Below are 17,995 nucleotides of genomic sequence, written 5' to 3'. Positions count from 1 at the left end.
TCCTTGCCCAGCATGAAGGTTGAATCAGATTTGCACGCCTAAGGGAATCCCACGCCGATTCAGCCTCAATTCATTCCGCTCTAGTGATACGCTCTCACCCGAACACTGGTCGATGTCCACCCGCCCACTGGCGAAGTTGGACTGAGCAACAGCGATTGTTCAAGACTGCGGCGACCCTCGACAAGGAGATCGCCTCCTATGCCGGCCGGGCAGGGCCGCTCCGAGGATGCCGAAGAGGAAGAAGCCTACGGCGATAGTGTTAGCGCAATCGTTGTCACCGGAAGCGCTCGCTTATGTGCCGTGCTGGAATGCACATGAAGAATCCGTGTCCGCGCGGCCTCGTCGATTTCCTTGCCTTCGAGGAAATCGTCGATCTGTTCATACGTGACGCCATATGCATCCTCGTCAGGACGAAGAGGGACAAGGTTCTCCAGGTCGGCGGTCGGGATCTTGTCGACGAGTTCGGGTGGAGCGCCCAGATGCGCGGCCAAGGCCCGCACCCTGCGTTTGTTTAGCCCCGAGAGAGGAAGGATATCGGCGGCGCCGTCGCCGAACTTGGTGAAGAAGCCCATCAGTGCCTCGGCAGCATGGTCGGTGCCGATGACCAGTCCTCGGCTGGCACCGGCGAGCGCGAACTGGGCAATCATGCGCTGACGCGCCTTGATGTTGCCAAGCAAGAAATCTTCGCGGCCTGCGTCGCCGAACTCGACACCGGCCCGCTTGATCGAATCCAGCATTGCGTCGGCAGCCGGCTTGATGTCGACCCGGTGCACTTCGTCCGCCCCTATAGTGTCCAAGGCCCGCTGGGCGTCGCTCTCGTCGGCCTGGTCGCCATACGGGAGCCGAACGGCCAGGAATTTGGCGTCGTATCCAGCCATTCGCAGTTCCTCAACGGCCCGTTGAGCCAGAAGGGCCGCGGCCAGTGAATCCACCCCGCCGCTGATCCCTAGCACATAGGCGCTGAGCCCCGATGCACGCAGATACGTCCGGAGAAAGTCGATACGCCGGCGTGCTTCCAGCGCGACGTCAACACTGGGAGCGACACCCAACGCGTTGATAATCATTTCCTGTTCGGTCATTGGCAGCGGGTGCTCCTGAGATCACAGCATTCCGTCTAGGTAGTACCTCCGCACAAATGATTCGATGGGTTGTAGCCTGGGTAGGATATTGGCTTCGACGAGCAGTTCAATGCTGCGTGCGAGGCCGGGTTGCCTGCCGCTATCAGAGGCGACGCATCCTGCGCCGGCTGGGGGCCACTACAAGCAGGCCAGTTGGCTCAACATTGTCGATCGAAATCGGCGTTCTGCGCGGCCAGTGCCTCGATCGTCGGATCGACACCCTACGATCGCCTCGTCGCAGAGACCGCTGCCTGGGACACCAGTGGCGCCCGCGACTGGATGCTCTCAACCGAACAGGTGCCTCAACGGCCCATCGGCCCCCTCCTTACCATTCCAATGGCTCGGTTTTGGCAATGCGGAAGACAGCCGCAGCAACAAGTCTAGTCGCGGAGTACCCTCCGCTTCGGTCGGGAACTGCGCGCGCGCTGCCCGTCGCTCGCCGTGGATCTCGTACCGCTCAATAGCGAGCTGCAGCTAAAGGCGCTCGCGGATGGAGTGATCGATGCCGGGATCGTCTACACGCCACGCTCTGAAAACGATGATGTTGTGGTTCACAAGCTGCTGGCGGATCGCCTTCTCCTAGCACTGCCGGTGGACGACAGGCTGGCGGGGAAGCGGCAGATCCGGCCGCCCGATCTGGACGGGGCGGCATGGGTCGTTGTGCCACGGGAAGAGGACACCAACTGGCAGTCCGGTTTGCTCAGCAATGTGCCAGCGCCGGCTTTCGGCCCGAAATTCGTTACGAAGTGTCTCAGCTTTCGGCGATGCTTGGGCTGGTTGAGGCCGGCGTGGGCCGAGGCTTCGTCCCCGCGAGCGCCACGCGCGCGGAAGTACCCGGCGTCAAATTCCGATCCTTGTCGTGGTGGAACCATACCGTCGATTTCTGGCTCGCTTGGCGGAAGCAGAACCCCCTCCAGCCGTTCGACAGCTATTGCTCGCCAATCGAATTTCAGCGGGGTAAACGTTTCTCTAAGCGCGCCGACAGACAAGCTGGCTCGACCCAGCTCCGCGTGAAAAGGCGACTTGCCCCCAGATCTCGCCACACGCGGGTGTCGCCCCGAATTTGCCGTCCAGCGCATTTGATGCAATTTGCATTCATGAAGATATCCGGCCCCGATCTCCACTTGTTTCGTGTCTTTGAAAGCGTGGTTCGCAATGGCGGCATATCTGCAGCACAAATGGAGCTGTCGCTCAGCCAGCCAACGATCTCCAACCATTTGACCGCGCTTGAGCGACGGCTTGGCGTAAGATTATGCGAACGCGGGCGTCGCGGGTTTTCGCTCACCGAAGAGGGGCGCCGGGTTTACGAGATAGGTACAGAAATCACCGGGATGCTGGACGCCAACTCTGCCCGGCTTTCGTGCCTCAGAAGCGCCTTGGCGGGAGAGGTCAGCGTCGGTATTGTCGACTGCATGGCGACCGATCCAAGTTTTCGGCTGTCTGACGCAATTGCCGAGCTTTCCGAAACCGCACCGGAAATCGAACTAAATCTCAAGATCATGCGGCCTAACGATATAACGAAGGCGGTCGCTGAAAACGAGATAGATATCGGAATAGGCGGTTCCGACATCAAAGTTGCAAGCCTGAGATACGAGATAATCTACCGGGAGGAACATGCTGTCTTCTGCGGGTCGGCACATCCGTTCTTTCGCCGAAAGGAAGAGGCGGTTACCTGCGTGGAATGCTACGGCTACCCGTGGATTCACAGAGGTTACTGGTACGGCATGCGACGCCAGCGTTTCGACAACCTGGCCGCCAACCGCGTGGCGTTTGACATTGAGGCGCAGCTTTTGATGGTTCTGTCCGGCGCCTATTTGGGAGTCCTGCCGATACACTTTGCAGGCTTGTTCGAGCAGCAAGGGCGTCTGCGCCGACTCGCCATAGCCGATGAGGCCTATTTCGCCGACATTGAGGTCGCCACGCGCGCAGGCGAACAGGCGGCAAACGTTGCCTATGTCAGCGACACGATTATCAGGGCACACCGGATACATTTGTGAAATTCAATGTATGCGTTTTCTGAATATTATTCTTACCAACCGGGCAGAGGGTTAGGCTCTGACTCCGCTGGAGAAGCTCGGGGTAAAATGCGCGTGCTGACTTCCCCCGCTCGATCTGCAGCAGCGACCTGACCGCCTTCCCGCGGCGAATGTTCTGATGCTGACCTCAGGGGTACAGAATGAGCACCGATGATCTGCTTCTTCGCAATCTTCCCAATTTTTCGCTGGAAGCGGCAAGGCACGTGGTCGCGCGTCTTTACGGGATTGAGGGGCCATACAAGCAACTGGCTTCCGAGCGCGATCTATCCTGGCGGATTGAAGGCATCGACGGTCGCGCCATCGTCGTCAAGATATCGAATGCAAGCGAGCCAGAAGGCGTCGTGGATATGCAGGTCAAAGCCCTGAACCATATCTTCGAGCGGGATCCGGCCCTCCCTGTGCCTCGCGTTGTTCCCTCCCTTGCAGGCGTCCCTTATGAATGGATCGAGGACGAGCGCGGCTCCCAGCACATGGTGCGTGTGCTTACTTTCCTTTCGGGGGAAGTCGTGGAGCAGGTTGAGGAAGCGTTTTCCGCCGAGACCCGCTACAATATAGGCGCGATGGTTGGGCGGCTTGCCCATGCGCTGAGGGACTTCTTTCATCCCTATGCCTGCAGCAATGTGCATCTCTGGGATATTTCACGTGCCCTGGCCCTACGCCCGCACATAGCGAAGATCTCTGACGTCAGGCTTCGGCAATTGTGCGAGGAGATTTTCGAGCGCGCCGAGCGTTTTACCCTTCCCCAATTGCTGAAGACGCGCCGGCAAGTCGTGCATCAGGATTCGCATGGCGGCAACATCCTGGTCGATCCCCGGAATAGCACCTTACCGGTGGGTGTCATCGACTTCGGCGATATGGGCTATAATTCGATTGTCGCCGACATTGTCACTGCCTCCGAGACATTCTCAAAATATGATAACGATCCGATCGCTTACCTTTGCGACGTGACATCGGGCTTCGATTCGACGTACCCGCTCGAAGAAAATGAGATTGATCTCATTTTCGATGCGATGCTCCTGCGTCTCGCGATGGCCACTGTTATTGTAGAAGCGAGAGAAGCCACGGATGAATCCGGGATCCGCCACATCGAAGACGCCAGTCACTATCCCCGAATGATGACGTTGCTGAGCGGTCAGGGTCGCGCGCAGGCGGTCCGCAGGCTTCGTCAGGCATGCCGGTTTCCGGTCTATGGCGCTATGGGCAACAATGGCGAGCGCCTCGGAGACGATTATGACTTGCTCAGGCGTGAGCGCGAAGCCCGCATGGGACCGATATGGCATTTCTACAAGAAGCCGCTACATATCACGCGCGCCGACGGCGCCTGGATGTATGCCGCCGATGGCACCGCCTATCTGGATGTTTACAACAACGTCCCCCAGATTGGTCATTGCCATCCGCATGTGGCGAGAGCGATCTACCGCCAGGCCAGCGCGCTGAACACCAATACGCGCTACGTGTGCGACGTGGCGGTCGAGTACGCAGCGCGCCTGACCGCCGACCTGCCTGATCACCTCGACACCTGCATCTTCGTCAACTCGGGCAGCGAAGCCAACGACCTGGCGATGCAGATAGCCATGTCGCTCAGGCGGCATGATGGCGGCTTGATTATCGACCAAGCTTACCACGGATGCACCGAGCTCACGACGGCGCTCTCCAATGAAAGCTGGCGTCATCTTCCTGCAGAAGAGCATCCCAAACGGATTGAAACCCTGATCGCACCGGATATGTACAGGGGGCCTTACGCCAGCGACCCGCAAGCCGCTGAAAGGTACGCAGCCGACGCCGACCGGGCGATAGCCACCTTGAGCGAAAGGGGCCACAGGCCCGCAGCATTCATGGTAGACACCGCCTTGTGCTCGAGCGGGGTTTTGCAGGCGCCGAAAAACTATTTCAATCTCGTTGCGGAGAAGGTTCGCGCCGCGGGCGGCTTCGTCATTGCGGACGAGGTACAGGCCGGCTGCGGCCGCATGGGAGCATTCTGGGGGTTCAGGGCAAATGGACTAAAGGACGACAATGTCGACTTCATAACGATGGGCAAACCGGTCGGAAACGGCCACCCTCTCGGCGTTGTCATTTTTAGCTCTACACTCATGAAGCGGTTCCTCACCGGCACATATCCGCTTCTGTTCAGCACCTTTGGCGGCAACACCGTTGCATGTGCGGCCGGCATGGCCGTGCTTGATGTCATCGAGCGAGAAGACTTGGTAAGGCGAAGCGCCGAGACAGGTGAGTATCTGCGGCGCGAGCTGCGCCGCTTGGCTGAGTGCCACGAAATCATCGGCGACATACGTGGTCGCGGGATGATGACCGGCGTCGAACTGGTGACCGATCGCCTCACCAAAGAACCGGCAATTCAGCAAACCGATCGCCTTATAGAAGACATGCTTGCCCGGAACATCCTCATCGGCAAAGGGACGCCCAACACCCTCAAGCTCCGTCCACCACTGATCTGGTCGCGTAAGGAAGTGGACGTTTTCATCAGCGCTTTTGACGCCAGCTTAGCGCGATGATGAGTCCGAAAACACCGCCGCCGACCCAGTCGATGGAATGAAGTCGTGGCAGGCGTGGCCAGCAGGCGTTCTATGACAACCCTATGCATTGCATTGGACGCATGCAGCGACAAGGCCGGCCTGGTAAGCCTCCACATCGATATTCAACTTCGGGGACCACTCTTTGAATTCACGCCCTCAAGCAAGGCGAGCAGGCCTTTCAGAATTTCGATTGGCGGTGGCGGGCACCCCGGAATGTGCAGGTCGACAGGCAGAGCCTCCGACACGCCGCGCAACACGGCATAGCTGCCGACGAAACAGCCGCCGTTCCTGGCACAATCTCCGAGTGCGACCACCCATTTGGGATTGGGAGTTGCGTCGTAGGTTCGCTTCAACGCCTCTCGCATGTTCTTGGTCACGGGCCCGGTGACGAGCAGTACATCGGCATGGCGAGGCGATGCGACGAATCGGATTCCAAAACGCTCGATGTCGTAGAAAGCATTGCTGAGCGCGTTCATCTCAAGCTCGCAACCATTGCAGGAACCGGCATCGACTGCCCGGATCGACAGGCTGCGCCCCAATCGTTTGTGAGCAGCGCCATCGAGCGCGCGCGCGAGTTCATCGACCGCCGTGTCGCTCGCCGCCGGCGGACGCTCTGTCAGCGGCGGACGTATCAGGCTTTCAAAAAGCAGCTTGCGCATGACAGCGTACCCTCAGAGATCGTGGCCTGAATAAGAGCAGTTGAAGGATTTGTTGCACAGCGGGAAGTCGGCGACGATGTTTCCTTCGATCGCCGCTTCAAGCAGAGGCCATTGAAACCATGACGGATCGCGCAGGTGACAGCGCTCGACCAAGCCGCCTTTGCCGATACGCAGCCAGGCCAGAATGTCGCCCCGAAAACCCTCGACCAGCGCCATGCCCTCGCGCGGCCCATCTGCTACGGCGAGATCAACGCGGATCGGACCGCGGGGCAGCCGCTCCAGGATTTGCTCGATGAGCGACAGGCTCTGTTCGACCTCGCGGATGCGGATCCAGACGCGGGCATTAACGTCGCCCTCCTTAAGGACAGCTACGTCGAAAGTGAGTTCGTCGTAAGGGGGGTAGCCCGGACTGCGCCGAGCGTCGAAGTCGCGACCAGAGGCGCGACCGACATAGCCGCCGGCTGCGTATTGCCGGGCAAGCTGCACGTTAAGTCGGCCGGTTCCGACGGTCCGGTCCTGCAGCGAGGCAGTGTTGTCGTAAAGTTCAATCAGGTGAGGAAAGCGTTGCCTGATCTCCGCGATCACCGACCGAACCGCCCGCGCTCCCTCCTCGCCTAGTTCGCTTGCCACCCCTCCGGGTACGATAAGATCGCGCACCAAACGATGGCCGAAAGCAGCATCGTTTGCCCGCAATACACGCTCGCGCAATACCCCGCAGTGGGCATGCATGAGCGCGAAGGCAGCATCATTGCAGATAGCGCCGATGTCGCCCAGATGATTGGCCAGGCGCTCCAACTCGGCCATGAGCGCCCGCAACCAGACCGCACGTGATGGAACCTGGATACCCAGCGCCGCTTCGACCGCGCGGGCAAATGCAAGCGAGTATGCCACGGTGCTGTCACCCGAGATTCTGCCCGCCAGCTTACCGGCGCGGTCGATATCGGACCCCGCCATCAGACCTTCTATGCCCTTGTGGGTATATCCGAGGCGCTCCTCGAGCCGGACGACCGTTTCGCCGCTCGCCGTGAACCGGAAATGCCCCGGCTCTATGATGCCGGCATGCACGGGTCCGACCGGGATCTGATGCAGGCTTTCCCCCTCGGTAGGCAGGAAGGGGTAGGGGGACGCTGTCGGGGCAGATGTCCGGACGCGGGTGGCCAATGGATAGCTGACACCCCAGTGGCCATGGTCAAGCCACCGTCGTGTATCGGGCGCGCCTTGCGGCAAGAGCCCAAACAGGTCAGCGGCCGCGCGTTCGAGGCGCAACGCGGGCGCATGTAGCCGGCCGACCGACGGGTAGCGGCCATCCCGGCATTCCAGGCTGACAACGCCGATGTCCTTGGCATTTTCATCGAGAAGCGCCATGTGGACGGTGCTTGGCTCGCCCCACAGACCAAGCAAGCTCCAGTGACCCTCGACCAGTTGCTCGATGGCAAAGCTCCATGTTCTCGGGGTCACCACAGCACGCGGCCACGGGGCATGCTTCTCGACGCGTTGGCCAGCGAGGATGAAGTCGATCAGTGCGGGCATGCTTTTTCTCCCGTCCGCTTCACCCCAGGATACTTGCGACATGCTGGAACCATGTGACCAGTGGAGGCGGCAGATAGATGCCGGCGGCAAACACCAACGCCAAATGGGAATACATCGGAACGTAGGACGCTTTGGCGGGCGCGGTGCTGCCGTGCGGTTCGCCGAAAGCGACGCCGGTCAGTCGAAGCAGCAAGGCTCCGAAAGCGAGCAGAATCCCGAATACCAACGGCATCGCCAAAAGGGGGTATCTTGCAAATGTCGAACTCACGACCAGGAATTCGCTCATGAAGATGCCGAGCGGGGGGAGGCCGGCAATGGCGACGACGCCGATGACGAGCGCCCAGCCAAGCCCTGGATGCGTCTCCGTCAGTCCTCGGATCTCCGCTATGTTTTGCGTTCCCTTGACCTGTGCAATATGTCCGACCGTGAAAAAGATCGCCGACTTGGTCAGGCTGTGCATGACCATGTGCAGCAGGCCGGCAAAGTTGGCGAGCGGGCCACCCATGCCGAAAGCGAACACGATGATGCCCATGTGCTCGATCGAGGAGTACGCGAACAGGCGTTTGATGTCGCGGCGGCGGTAGAGCATGAAGGCTGCGAAAACGAGCGATGTCAGCCCCATCGTGATCATCAGTGGCCCAGGCGCGATTGCTTCGGGGCTTGCCGCGAGCAGCAGCTTGAAGCGCAGCACGGCATAGAGCGCGACGTTCAGCAGCAAGCCCGACAGCACTGCGGAAATCGGCGTCGGGCCTTCCGCGTGCGCATCGGGCAGCCAGGCATGCAAGGGCGCGAGCCCAACCTTGGTGCCGTAGCCGAGGAGCAAGAAGACAAAAGCAACGTTGAGCAATGCCGGGTCGAAATGCGCCGCGTGCTCGATAAGCACTGTCCAGACCATTGCATTGGTGCCCTCGCCGACAACCGGCTGGGCGGCCATGTAGACGAGGATGGTGCCGAAGAGGGCAAGTGCTATGCCGACGCTTCCCAGAATGAAATATTTCCAGGCGGCCTCCAGTGCTTCATGCGTGCGATAGATGCCGACCATGAGCACGGTGGTCAGCGTGGCAAGCTCCACCGCAACCCACATCAAACCGATATTGTTCGACACGAAGGCGAGGTTCATGCCGAACATCATGATCTGGTACATTGCGTGGTAGAACCGCAAATTCGGCGCGGTCAGTCGTCCGGTATGCAGTTCGTGCGCAATGTAGGAGGCGCTGAAAACGCTGGTCGTGAAAGCTACGAACGTGTTGAGCACGATGAATACGATGTTGAGATCGTCGACGAGCAGATACTGGCCGGGCTCTGGTCGCTCCATCACGAACAGTGACAGCGCGGCGAGCAAGGTCAGGAAGCTCGCAGCGACATTCAGGCCGGCCGTCAACCGATAATTCGGCAGCGCCGCGAAAAGCGCGGCCGCGACGACTGGTATCACCAAAATGGCGGCCACGGCATCGAAGGAAAACGCGGTCATCGGCGTTCGCCCCTATAGTCGTCGAGCGCGCCGACATCCACCGAGTCAAACCTTTCGCGGATGCGAAACAAGAAGACGCCGATGACGATGAAGGCGATTAGGATCGAGAAGGCGACACTTATCTCGACGACCAGCGGCATGCCCTTGGCTCCCGTGGCGGCCAGCACCAGGCCGTTCTCGAGCGACATGAAGCCGACAACCTGGCTGACGGCATTACGGCGGGTGACCATCACCAGAAGCCCCAACAATATGATCGACAGCGCGAAGGCCAGGTCCTCACGGGCGAGGGGGTCAGCCTCGGGAGTGACCCGCAGCATCAGTACCATCGAGAGCGTCACCAGGCCTATTCCGGCAAGCATGGTCGGACCGATGCCGACCGCGGTCTCGATGTCGCGATGGATGCCGAGCCGCTGAATGATGCGATGAAGCCCAACGGGAATTACGATCGCCTTGAAAACGAGAGCGATCGCCGCAGTGACATAGAGATGATGGGCGTCCTGAATGTATGCCTGCCAGGCCACGGACATGGCGAGGACGATCGCATGAAGCGCAAAAACGTTGATCAGAGCAAAGAGGCGATCCTGGTACAGCATCATGAAGCTGACCAGCACCAGGCCGCCGGCGAGCAGGTGAGCGATGTCGAAGGTGAGGCTGTGCATCACAGGCTCCGCGAGACGAACAGCAGAAGCGTGCCGAGCAGGGCCAGCATCAAAGCGGCACCCAGGAAATCCGGGACGCGGAAGACCCGCATCTTGGCGATGGCAGTCTCAAACAGGGCGAGGAGAGTGCCGCTGACGGCAAGTTTGCCGATATAAAAAACGACGCCCAGAACATAAGATCCCGGTCCGGCTCGGGCGGTCACCAGCCCCCAAGGCAGGAAGACGCAGGAAATCAACGACATATAAAGCAGGAGTTTGAGGAAGGCCGCGAACTCGATCATCGCCAGATGTCGACCCGAATATTCCAGCACCATCGCTTCATGAACCATGGTCAGTTCCAGGTGGGTCGATGGGTTGTCCACCGGTATGCGGGCGTTTTCGGCAATCGCCACCATCACGAGAGCGATGAGGGACATCCCGAGCGATACGCGCAGGCCAACCTGTGGCGAGCCCATGAAGGCAGCGACTGTGGACAACTGCGTGGCGCCGGCGACGAGCGCCAGGCTGAACACGATCAGCAGCATGGCGGGCTCGGCCAGGGAAGCGATCATCACCTCGCGGCTTGCGCCGATGCCGCCAAAGCTCGTACCGACATCCAACCCCGCCAGCGCCAGAAAGAACCGTGCGCTTCCAAGCAGTGCGACGATGGCTATGAGATCGGCGGTCCAACTGAATGTGAGGCCGGTGGCGAATGTCGGGATGAGTGCGGCGGCGACCCAGGTAGCGGCAAAGATCAGATAGGGTGTCACGCGAAACAGCCAGGATGCATTATCCGCCAGAACGACTTCCTTGCGCATCAGCCGCAGGAGATCGCGGTAGGGTTGGATCAGGGAGGGACCCTGGCGGCGCAACAGTCGTGCCTTTACCTTGCGCACGAAGCCGGTAAGGAGCGGTGCCAGCAAAAGGACGAGCGTCATCTGCGCACCTTGAACGCCCAACTCAAGGATCAGGGCCATAGTGCGAGCACCAGAAGCAGGGCCACGAGAAAAAGAAAGACGAGGGTCAGGTAACGCCTGATCGTCAGGAACTGCAGATGGTTGAGGTGCTCGGTCGCAAAGTCGATGCCCCTGGCGATGGGCTGGTAGACCACCTCCCAGATCACATCATGCATTTCGACATTCAAACGAGCTGGGCCGATCTCACCAGGGGCCGGCATTTCGACCGTTTCCCTTGCCCGGAATACGAATGTACCGAAGACGCGGCGGATGGGCTGCGCGAAGCTGACGGCCGTGTACTGCGAGCTTGGGATCACATCCGGAAAACCACAACCCCAGGCCGGACCCCGGCGGAGTGCATGCGACGCGAAGCGATGGATCACATATGCCGCGGTGGAGGCGGAAAAGGCGATGAACAGGAAAACCAGCAGGCCGTTGTAGGAACTGCGGCTTGCTGCAATCGGCACGATCGACAGCCAGGCCTGCGCCATCTGCACAGGCATGCGGCTGCCAACCAGCGGGCGCGTCACCGACGAGAGGCCGTCTATGACAAGACCTGGAAGTATTCCTGCAAACAGGCAAAGTGCCGCGAGGGCGAACATTGCCGCCAGCGAGTACCGATCGACCTCGTGCGCGCGTTCAACTGCGGCCGAGCGTGGCCTGCCGAGGAATGTGATCCCGAACGCCTTCACGAAGCAGGCCGCGGCCAGTGCCGCCGAGAGTGCCAGCAGACCACCAACGGCAGGCACCATGACTTTCAGCCCCCATTGTGGCAGATCGGGACTCTGCAATATGGCTTGAAAGGCCAGCCACTCGGAAACAAACCCGTTGAAAGGTGGAAGTGCCGAGATCGCGACGCAGCCGACAAGAAAGGCAAAACTTGTTAGGGGCATGCGATGTATGAGCCCGCCAAGCTTCTCCATGTCTCGCTCGCCGGTTGCCGTCAGCACGGCGCCCGCACCGAAAAACAGCAAGCTCTTGAAAAAGGAATGGTTGAGGACGTGGAACAGCGCGGCGGTGAGGGCCAATGCTGCTGCCGATGGCATCGCGTTCGCCTTAAATGCCAGCGCCAGTCCAAGGCTTACGAAGATCACGCCGACGTTTTCGATGGTGCTATAGGCAAGAAGCCGCTTCAGGTCCTTTTCCATCAAGGCGTAAAGGATGCCGAGAACCGCCGTCAGGCCTCCGAGAAAAAGCACTGCAACGCCCGACCACCATGCCGGCTCACCGAGCAGATCGAAGGTAACGCGTATGAAACCATAGATGGCGACCTTCGTCATGACGCCGCTCATCAGAGCCGAGACGTGGCTTGGCGCGGCCGGGTGAGCGAGTGGGAGCCAGACGTGTAAAGGGACTAGTCCCGCCTTGGAGCCCGCGCCCAGCAACATGAGCGCCAGGACGAAAGTTGCGACGAAAGGGGTGGGAGCGGCAGCACGCATCGCTTCGAACGTGTAGTTCCCGCCAGGGCCCGACAGGAGGCCGAATGCAAGCAGCAGCGCGAGTGTGCCGAAGCTCGCCATCACGAGATAGATGTAACCCGCCCGCGCATTGTCCGGCTCGCGATGGTGCGCCATGACGAGCGCCCAGGACGCGAGTGACATGAATTCCCAGGAAAGCAGGAAGGTGAAGGCATCGTCGGCCAACACGACAAGATTCATTCCTGCGAGGAAGGCCGGGAAGAACGGCAACACCCGATGTGGCGCAGATTCATGCCTGCCGTATCCGAGGCCGTAAAGACTGGCCATGGCGCCGCCGAAGTTGACGACGACGAGGAAAAACATGGAGAGCGCATCCAAGCGGAAATGAGCGCCAATCCATGGCAACCCAAGAGGCAACGCGGCAGTCGATGGAGTGACGGGATCATCGAAGATGCGGCTGGCGAGAACCAGGAGCACAGCCGCCGATATACCGAGCGTCAGGCTGTAGATCAGGCGTGTTCCCGAGCCCGACCTGCGGCTTTCCGCAATCGCAAGCACCGCAGTCCCCAGGAGCGCAGCAACGCTCCATAGGAGGACCGCGGCCCCTGAAATCACGCCACGCTCCTCACGGGAATTTTGGCATCCGCATCGACCCCGCCCAGAACCTTGGCAGGGTCAAAGTCTGCCTTCAGCCGCACGCCGCGCCCGCCCGTTTGGCTAGAGGCGCCTTCGGCAATCAATTCGACGCCGGCGAGATCGAGTGCCCCGATCAACTTCATGAGGGAATCGACATTGCCCCGGATAATCGACTCGCTGGCTTCCATGCGTTGAATTGTCGGCACGGAAAGGCCGGACAATTCGGCAAGCCTGCGCTGATCGATGCCAAGGAGTGCCCTCGCAGCACGCAACTGTGGAGCGGTTATCACGGTCGCATCCCCTCTTACCCAGCGTTGAGATATTATCTCTACGAGTTGCAGCATATATTAAAATGTAGAGCATTCAAATAATGATGCGTGACGCATCTGCCTTGGCCGCTACGGCCTTTGTGCGAAGCGCCGCATGACGAAGCCCCATTGGGTGCTCACAGAACAAAGTTCGTGAAGTCGGTGCGGCAGTGCAGCCAAATCCGGCACGCGGCAAAATCCGGCATGTAGCAAAGGTCTGTCGAACTACGGCCAGAGCCGCCTCATGCGAACGGACACATCCTCCAGGACGGGCATGGAGGCAAGCACGAGGAGCATGGCCGCGAGAAATAGCGTCACTGCAAAACCGACGTGTTTGAAACCCACGGCGCCGATGATGCCGCCGATAAAGAACAATGAAACAAGCGACGCTAGCAGCCTCAGCTTCCTTCGATCTGCTTTCACGAACAGGTCGTCCGAGTTATTGCCTGGGATGTTCCAATAGAGCAGCTTGCCCAGTTCGATGCCCATGTCAGTCACCAGGCCAGTGACATGCGTCGTCCGAATTCTGGCTTCCGACAGCTTGGTGATGATGGCGTTCTGCAAGCCCATGATGAAGCAAAGCAGCATCACCGTCATTGGCACAAATAGGGCTTCATGGCGGGCAAGATGACTGCCGAGCAGACCGAAGCAGATCAGCAGGATCGCTTCCAGGACCAGCGGGAACGCATACTCGCCCTGCAGGCTCTGCCGCCTTCCCCAATTGACCAGGACTGCCGAACAAGCCGCACCAGCGACGAATGACGACAAGGCCCCCAACCCGGAGAGCGCCAGTTCGACGTTGCCGAGCGCCAAATGATCAGCCATCGAAGAAACGATGCCGGACATGTGGGACGTGTACTGCTGAACCGCCAGAAAGCCGCCGGCATTGGCTGCCCCTGCGACAAAGGTCAAGAAACGGGCGAGATGCCGATCGGTTCTTTCGCTTCGTTCCTTTCCGGTCAATCGGCGCAGATACATGATCATGAGCGACCCTTGCCTTTCCAAGCGGAAAAGCGGGACCGCAAGCTGACGTGCTGGGAGAGGCTCATTGGTGTTTCTGGAAGGAAAGGAGGACGAAGGACGGTGAATGCGTGGCGCCAAGCGCTTTGTATTATCTAGTTTGGCCTGCCCAGCAGCATTTCTGGGTGCCGGAACCTGACGCCGCGGGCGGCACGAAGCTGGGAAGCAGTGATCATCGAGGTGCTGGTGTCTGATATGAGAAATGATATTCGGAACGGTATCATTGGAGTATAAAACATCAATACAAATCGAAAAATAGTGATCGCCCGCACTCGGCAATCCGCCGTCACCTCGGCAGCGTCTCGACGAAAGTCATGGCGCAAGGCCTTTGCTCGGTTTTGACCGTCCGCTTGAAGGTGATCGAGGAACGAGGGCAGCGGCAGCCTTGATGCGTATCCCAATCTTTTGAGCAGATCGCGTACTGGCTCAGAAGGCGCGAGCTATGGCGCCGTCGAACCCGATGCTCCGTCAGGCCCTGGCACTCGCTCGGACTTGGCACAGCAGTCTACGCAGCAGTTCTGACGCATTGTATATCAGGAGGCCGCCAGGGCTACGAAAAGTGATTGTCCCTGCCTGTCGATGCGCAGCAAAATTGGCTTGTTCTGCTGACGGGATTTCGACCACTCTTGCTGGATATCCGAAGGCTGCGTCACATTCCGGTTGTTGGCCGAGACGATCACGTCGCCAGGCCTTAGGCCGCCTTCCTCGGCAAGGCTGTTGGGTGCCACTCGCTGGATGTACACGCCGGTCGTGCCCGGCTGTAGACCCAGTTGCTGACGCGCCTCGTCCGGGATCGGGCTGAGCGAAAGTCCAAGATGTTGGTCTGCGGCCGCAGGGGGAGGAACAGCGCCCGTCTGCACCTCGTCGTCCTTGCGTTGACCAACTGTCAGGGCCAGTTCCTGCGGGCTGCCATCCCGGATTCTAGTCAGCGTCGCCTTTGACCCTGGCTTCTGATTTGCTGCTGCAAGAGTCAGATCGTGAACACTTTGAATGTCCTTGCCGTTGAAACGGGTGATGACGTCACCCGACTGTAAACCTGCTTTGTCGGCCGGACTGCCGGGCTCGACGGAAGCGACCAGCACGCCCATTGGCCCTGGCATTCCAAGAGCCTCGGCAATTGACGGCGAGACTTCCTGGAGCCGCACTCCAATGAAGCCGCGTTCGATGCGGCCGGTGCGGATCAGCTGGTCGACGACACTCTGGGCAGTTCGCGAAGGCACGGCGAATCCGATGCCGATGCTGCCCCCGGACGGCGAGACGATGGCGGCATTGACCCCGATCACTTCGCCGCGCACGTTAAACAACGGTCCGCCGGAATTGCCCCTGTTGATGGAGGCGTCTGTTTGCAGGAAATCATCAAAAGGCCCGGATTGGATGTCGCGTGAACGGGCAGAAAGCACACCAACTGTGACGGTTCCGCCGAGCCCGAATGGACTGCCGATCGCGATTGTCCAGGCCCCCGGCTGCATTGCGTCCGAGTCGCCCCAAGCGACTGTTGTCATGTTGGGTCGCGGCTCAATCTTCAGCACGGCGATATCCGTGGCCGGGTCCCGGCCAACAAGGCGCGCGGGCTTGGATTCCTTGTCGGAAAACAGGACGTGAACTTCGGTAGCGTCGGCGACAACATGATTGTTGGTGACAATATAGCCCTCGGGGCTGATCACGAACCCGGAGCCAAGGGCTTCTCGTACCTGCGGTTGGGCAGGTCCCAAGCCGCGACTATCGAACGGGTCGAGAAAATCGTTGAGTGTTGTCTGGTCCTGGATAATCTGTCTCGTCGTGATCGCGACAACTGCCGGCAGCTTTTGCCGCACGATTTCGGTGAAATCGTTCGGGATCTCCTGAGCTACGGTCGGAGCAAAGTCGCCGACCGAGAGGATCAGCGTTCCCGCCACGAGCCCAGCCCATAATTGCTTCTTTGAAATGTAGGACATGATTGGTTCTCCTGCCCGGGCCGCCCCGGCGCCGCTGCGTGACTATGCCCCTACGAACGCAAGAACTGCGATCCACGCTGATTGTTTCACCAGACCGAAAAAATGGCGCTCAAAGGGCTGAAATCCTGGACCTGAAACCTGCCTCGGCCATCGACGGGTTTTTCGTTATCGCGCGCTTGTCGCCATGCTGGCCCAGCGCTCGCAAGGCGCCTTAGGATTCTAGCAGTTCGTCTCGGCATCTCCTCTTGAACTGAAAAGAGGCGATTCCGATCTTTTCCACAGCTGCCGAGTTCGGTCGGCTTACCCCGGGTTCACATCTTGGCGACAGGACGAGGCAGAAATCGGTTGGCGCACAATTCGAAGGGAGGTCATTATGGAAAGTGAGATGTTCAAACATGCGATTTTCGTACGGGACGATACCTTTGCTCTCCGAAAGATCGTTTGTCTCATGGATGCGATAGAGTTTCTGGAGGAATGGCCGGTCGAAAGGCGTGGCCTCCTTCACGCGGCGGCATGTGACACTTGCTACGCTGCGTATGATGGTCGGAAGTCCGTCGAGGCGGCGCACAAGACGTTTACGGCTTGGGCACGCAGGGTCGGTGTGATCGACAATGTGCCTGTGGCGCCGCACTGGATGACAGGGCCGAAGATTGGCGGCGTAAATCAGCCTATGGACATTGACGGTTAGCCCCCGGCATCCAGCGGCTAAAGAAGTGGGCAATTCGAATTGCCGCCCGATGCCTCGCGGTGCCACGGGGTAGCCAAGGATGCAGCGACAAAAAGGTGTGAGGTGGTGACCAAGGTCATGCGACGGCAAGGCCCGCAGAGTTAGGACTTACGGGAAATCGGGATTGGTCTTCGAAAGGCTGTAGCCGGCATCTCACAACTAATGGCTGCCGCCGGGATTCCCTTGGGCCGGATCCGCCAGGTCTTCGTCAGGTTGGATCAGATCGATTAGATTTGCCATCCGTGTTCCTGGCAGCGGTCGTCCCTCGCTCATCAGCGCCTCATCGGCAAAAGCCCAGGCCCATGCCTCTCTCAACTCCTCGAGCGAAGCACCGGACGCAATGATTTCAGCAATCGTTGCGTCGTCTACGCGTCCGAGGATCGAGAGAACGTCTTGGCGTGTCATGCTCATCCTTTCCTCCGTCCGAAATGCTAGCGAAGCAGATGGTGTTCGAAGGACTATTTGCAAGAGGCGTCCCCGGCTTTACGCTTGCGACGGCGAGTCCGGGGCAGAGATGGCATAGTGGGCATGCAGCCAACAGTTGGACCTGAATCTGACAGCGAAGCGCCGGCTGCCGCCCTCAAAGTCCGCCCCGCCTTCCAAGTCCGCCGCGAGAGACTGGCGATACGAAAGTTCACCCGGTAGCAGCAGCGATCATCCCCTTTGACTGGGGTAATCCTTTTGGCGCAATTGCGTTAAACGCTGAGGTCCCGTCAAATCGCGGATATCCCGTGGGGAGAGTGACAAGTGCGGCGGGCCATCAGCCCCTCCAAGGTCGCCCGCTGCACCGGTCATTGTCCCCAGGCTAGATGGTGGTCATTCACTGTTCATTCATCATATTAGGCCACGATCATATGCAGACATGATAGGTAGCTCGTACATGCCTCAAGGGCCCCGGTGCTGGTGATGCGCCGGGGCCTTTAAGTTTCATCTCCGTGTCGTCAGATGCCGCCGCCGCTGTCGTATTGGTCTTCGGCAATGTCGCGCTCGTTCAGCCAGTGTTCCAGGGCGTC

Annotated in this window: 13 protein-coding genes and 3 pseudogenes; 5 read left to right on the top strand and 11 right to left on the bottom strand. The window is 59.7% G+C overall.

The window, feature by feature from the left end; translation table 11 throughout:
• Positions 1–245: 245 nt before the first annotated feature.
• The gene (gene nadE, locus NKI20_RS31905; protein WP_352837857.1) at positions 246–1,079 is read right to left on the bottom strand and encodes an NAD(+) synthase; all 834 of its coding nucleotides are present in this window, start codon (positions 1,077–1,079) and stop codon (positions 246–248) included.
• 453 nt (positions 1,080–1,532) lie between these two features.
• Between nadE and NKI20_RS31900 the strand changes: the two are divergent.
• The 4 genes and pseudogenes from NKI20_RS31900 to NKI20_RS31885 form a co-directional block, all read left to right on the top strand.
• A pseudogene (locus NKI20_RS31900) lies at positions 1,533–1,796 on the top strand (LysR substrate-binding domain-containing protein); the annotation flags it as partial.
• A pseudogene (locus tag NKI20_RS31895) lies at positions 1,769–2,026 on the top strand (LysR substrate-binding domain-containing protein); the annotation flags it as partial. The pseudogenes NKI20_RS31900 and NKI20_RS31895, both read left to right, overlap by 28 nt.
• Positions 2,027–2,215: 189 nt before the next feature.
• A complete protein-coding gene (locus NKI20_RS31890) occupies positions 2,216–3,115 on the top strand; it encodes a LysR family transcriptional regulator (RefSeq protein ID WP_352837861.1) in 900 nt (299 codons plus the stop codon).
• Positions 3,116–3,294: 179 nt separating this feature from the next.
• Positions 3,295–5,664, top strand: coding sequence for an aminotransferase class III-fold pyridoxal phosphate-dependent enzyme (locus tag NKI20_RS31885; protein WP_352837855.1), 2,370 nt, complete (start codon positions 3,295–3,297; stop codon positions 5,662–5,664).
• A gap of 143 nt (positions 5,665–5,807) precedes the next feature.
• Here NKI20_RS31885 and NKI20_RS31880 read toward each other — a convergent pair whose 3' ends face one another.
• From NKI20_RS31880 to NKI20_RS31840, 9 genes and pseudogenes are all read right to left on the bottom strand, one after another.
• Complete coding sequence (locus NKI20_RS31880) at positions 5,808–6,344, bottom strand: NADH-quinone oxidoreductase subunit B family protein (protein ID WP_352837853.1); 537 nt, start codon at positions 6,342–6,344, stop codon at positions 5,808–5,810.
• A gap of 12 nt (positions 6,345–6,356) precedes the next feature.
• On the bottom strand, positions 6,357–7,874 hold the full coding sequence (locus tag NKI20_RS31875; protein ID WP_352837852.1) for a hydrogenase large subunit: 1,518 nt from the start codon (positions 7,872–7,874) through the stop codon (positions 6,357–6,359).
• Positions 7,875–7,893: 19 nt separating this feature from the next.
• Positions 7,894–9,345: a hydrogenase 4 subunit F gene (locus NKI20_RS31870; protein WP_352837850.1), complete on the bottom strand. Its 1,452-nt coding sequence runs from the start codon at positions 9,343–9,345 to the stop codon at positions 7,894–7,896.
• Positions 9,342–10,004 (bottom strand): hydrogenase-4 component E, encoded by a 663-nt coding sequence (locus tag NKI20_RS31865; RefSeq protein WP_023758337.1) that lies wholly within the window; start codon positions 10,002–10,004, stop codon positions 9,342–9,344. Before NKI20_RS31865 ends, NKI20_RS31870 begins: the two co-directional genes overlap by 4 nt.
• Entirely contained in the window at positions 10,004–10,960 is a 957-nt protein-coding gene (locus NKI20_RS31860; protein ID WP_352487162.1) for a respiratory chain complex I subunit 1 family protein, read from the bottom strand. Before NKI20_RS31860 ends, NKI20_RS31865 begins: the two co-directional genes overlap by 1 nt.
• A complete protein-coding gene (gene hyfB / locus NKI20_RS31855) occupies positions 10,951–12,972 on the bottom strand; it encodes a hydrogenase 4 subunit B (RefSeq protein WP_502898182.1) in 2,022 nt (673 codons plus the stop codon). The genes NKI20_RS31860 and hyfB overlap by 10 nt, the downstream gene beginning before the upstream one ends.
• Positions 12,969–13,283, bottom strand: a complete 315-nt coding sequence (locus NKI20_RS31850) for a helix-turn-helix domain-containing protein (RefSeq protein WP_023758334.1) — start codon at positions 13,281–13,283, stop codon at positions 12,969–12,971. Before NKI20_RS31850 ends, hyfB begins: the two co-directional genes overlap by 4 nt.
• Positions 13,284–13,538: 255 nt before the next feature.
• Positions 13,539–14,285, bottom strand: a pseudogene (locus tag NKI20_RS31845) (YoaK family protein); the annotation flags it as partial.
• A gap of 569 nt (positions 14,286–14,854) precedes the next feature.
• A complete protein-coding gene (locus tag NKI20_RS31840; RefSeq protein ID WP_352837849.1) occupies positions 14,855–16,255 on the bottom strand; it encodes a Do family serine endopeptidase in 1,401 nt (466 codons plus the stop codon).
• 373 nt (positions 16,256–16,628) lie between these two features.
• Here NKI20_RS31840 and NKI20_RS31835 point away from each other — a divergent pair, with 373 nt between their 5' ends.
• The gene (locus NKI20_RS31835; RefSeq protein ID WP_352602433.1) at positions 16,629–16,943 is read left to right on the top strand and encodes a DUF982 domain-containing protein; all 315 of its coding nucleotides are present in this window, start codon (positions 16,629–16,631) and stop codon (positions 16,941–16,943) included.
• Between the two features lie 198 nt (positions 16,944–17,141).
• On the opposite strand, the gene NKI20_RS31830 is transcribed toward NKI20_RS31835, so the two are convergent.
• Positions 17,142–17,393 carry a hypothetical protein gene (locus tag NKI20_RS31830; protein WP_023763185.1) on the bottom strand — a complete coding sequence of 84 codons (252 nt, stop codon included), beginning with the start codon at positions 17,391–17,393 and terminating at the stop codon, positions 17,142–17,144.
• Between the last annotated feature and the right edge of the window lie 602 nt (positions 17,394–17,995).

This window comes from Mesorhizobium sp. M0830, from assembly GCF_040319965.1.
In the GTDB taxonomy this organism is placed as follows: domain Bacteria; phylum Pseudomonadota; class Alphaproteobacteria; order Rhizobiales; family Rhizobiaceae; genus Mesorhizobium.
This window is presented reverse-complemented; position numbering and strand designations above follow the sequence as displayed.

Excerpts from the sequence above, each read along its gene's own strand:
- nadE (WP_352837857.1), bottom strand. The coding sequence starts at position 1,079 with ATGACCGAACAGGAAATGATTATCAACGCGTTGGGTGTCGCTCCCAGT.
- NKI20_RS31890 (WP_352837861.1), top strand. The coding sequence starts at position 2,216 with ATGAAGATATCCGGCCCCGATCTCCACTTGTTTCGTGTCTTTGAAAGC.
- NKI20_RS31885 (WP_352837855.1), top strand. The coding sequence starts at position 3,295 with ATGAGCACCGATGATCTGCTTCTTCGCAATCTTCCCAATTTTTCGCTG.
- NKI20_RS31880 (WP_352837853.1), bottom strand. The coding sequence starts at position 6,344 with ATGCGCAAGCTGCTTTTTGAAAGCCTGATACGTCCGCCGCTGACAGAG.
- NKI20_RS31875 (WP_352837852.1), bottom strand. The coding sequence starts at position 7,874 with ATGCCCGCACTGATCGACTTCATCCTCGCTGGCCAACGCGTCGAGAAG.
- NKI20_RS31870 (WP_352837850.1), bottom strand. The coding sequence starts at position 9,345 with ATGACCGCGTTTTCCTTCGATGCCGTGGCCGCCATTTTGGTGATACCA.
- NKI20_RS31865 (WP_023758337.1), bottom strand. The coding sequence starts at position 10,004 with ATGCACAGCCTCACCTTCGACATCGCTCACCTGCTCGCCGGCGGCCTG.
- NKI20_RS31860 (WP_352487162.1), bottom strand. The coding sequence starts at position 10,960 with ATGGCCCTGATCCTTGAGTTGGGCGTTCAAGGTGCGCAGATGACGCTC.
- NKI20_RS31840 (WP_352837849.1), bottom strand. The coding sequence starts at position 16,255 with ATGTCCTACATTTCAAAGAAGCAATTATGGGCTGGGCTCGTGGCGGGA.
- NKI20_RS31835 (WP_352602433.1), top strand. The coding sequence starts at position 16,629 with ATGGAAAGTGAGATGTTCAAACATGCGATTTTCGTACGGGACGATACC.
- NKI20_RS31830 (WP_023763185.1), bottom strand. The coding sequence starts at position 17,393 with ATGAGCATGACACGCCAAGACGTTCTCTCGATCCTCGGACGCGTAGAC.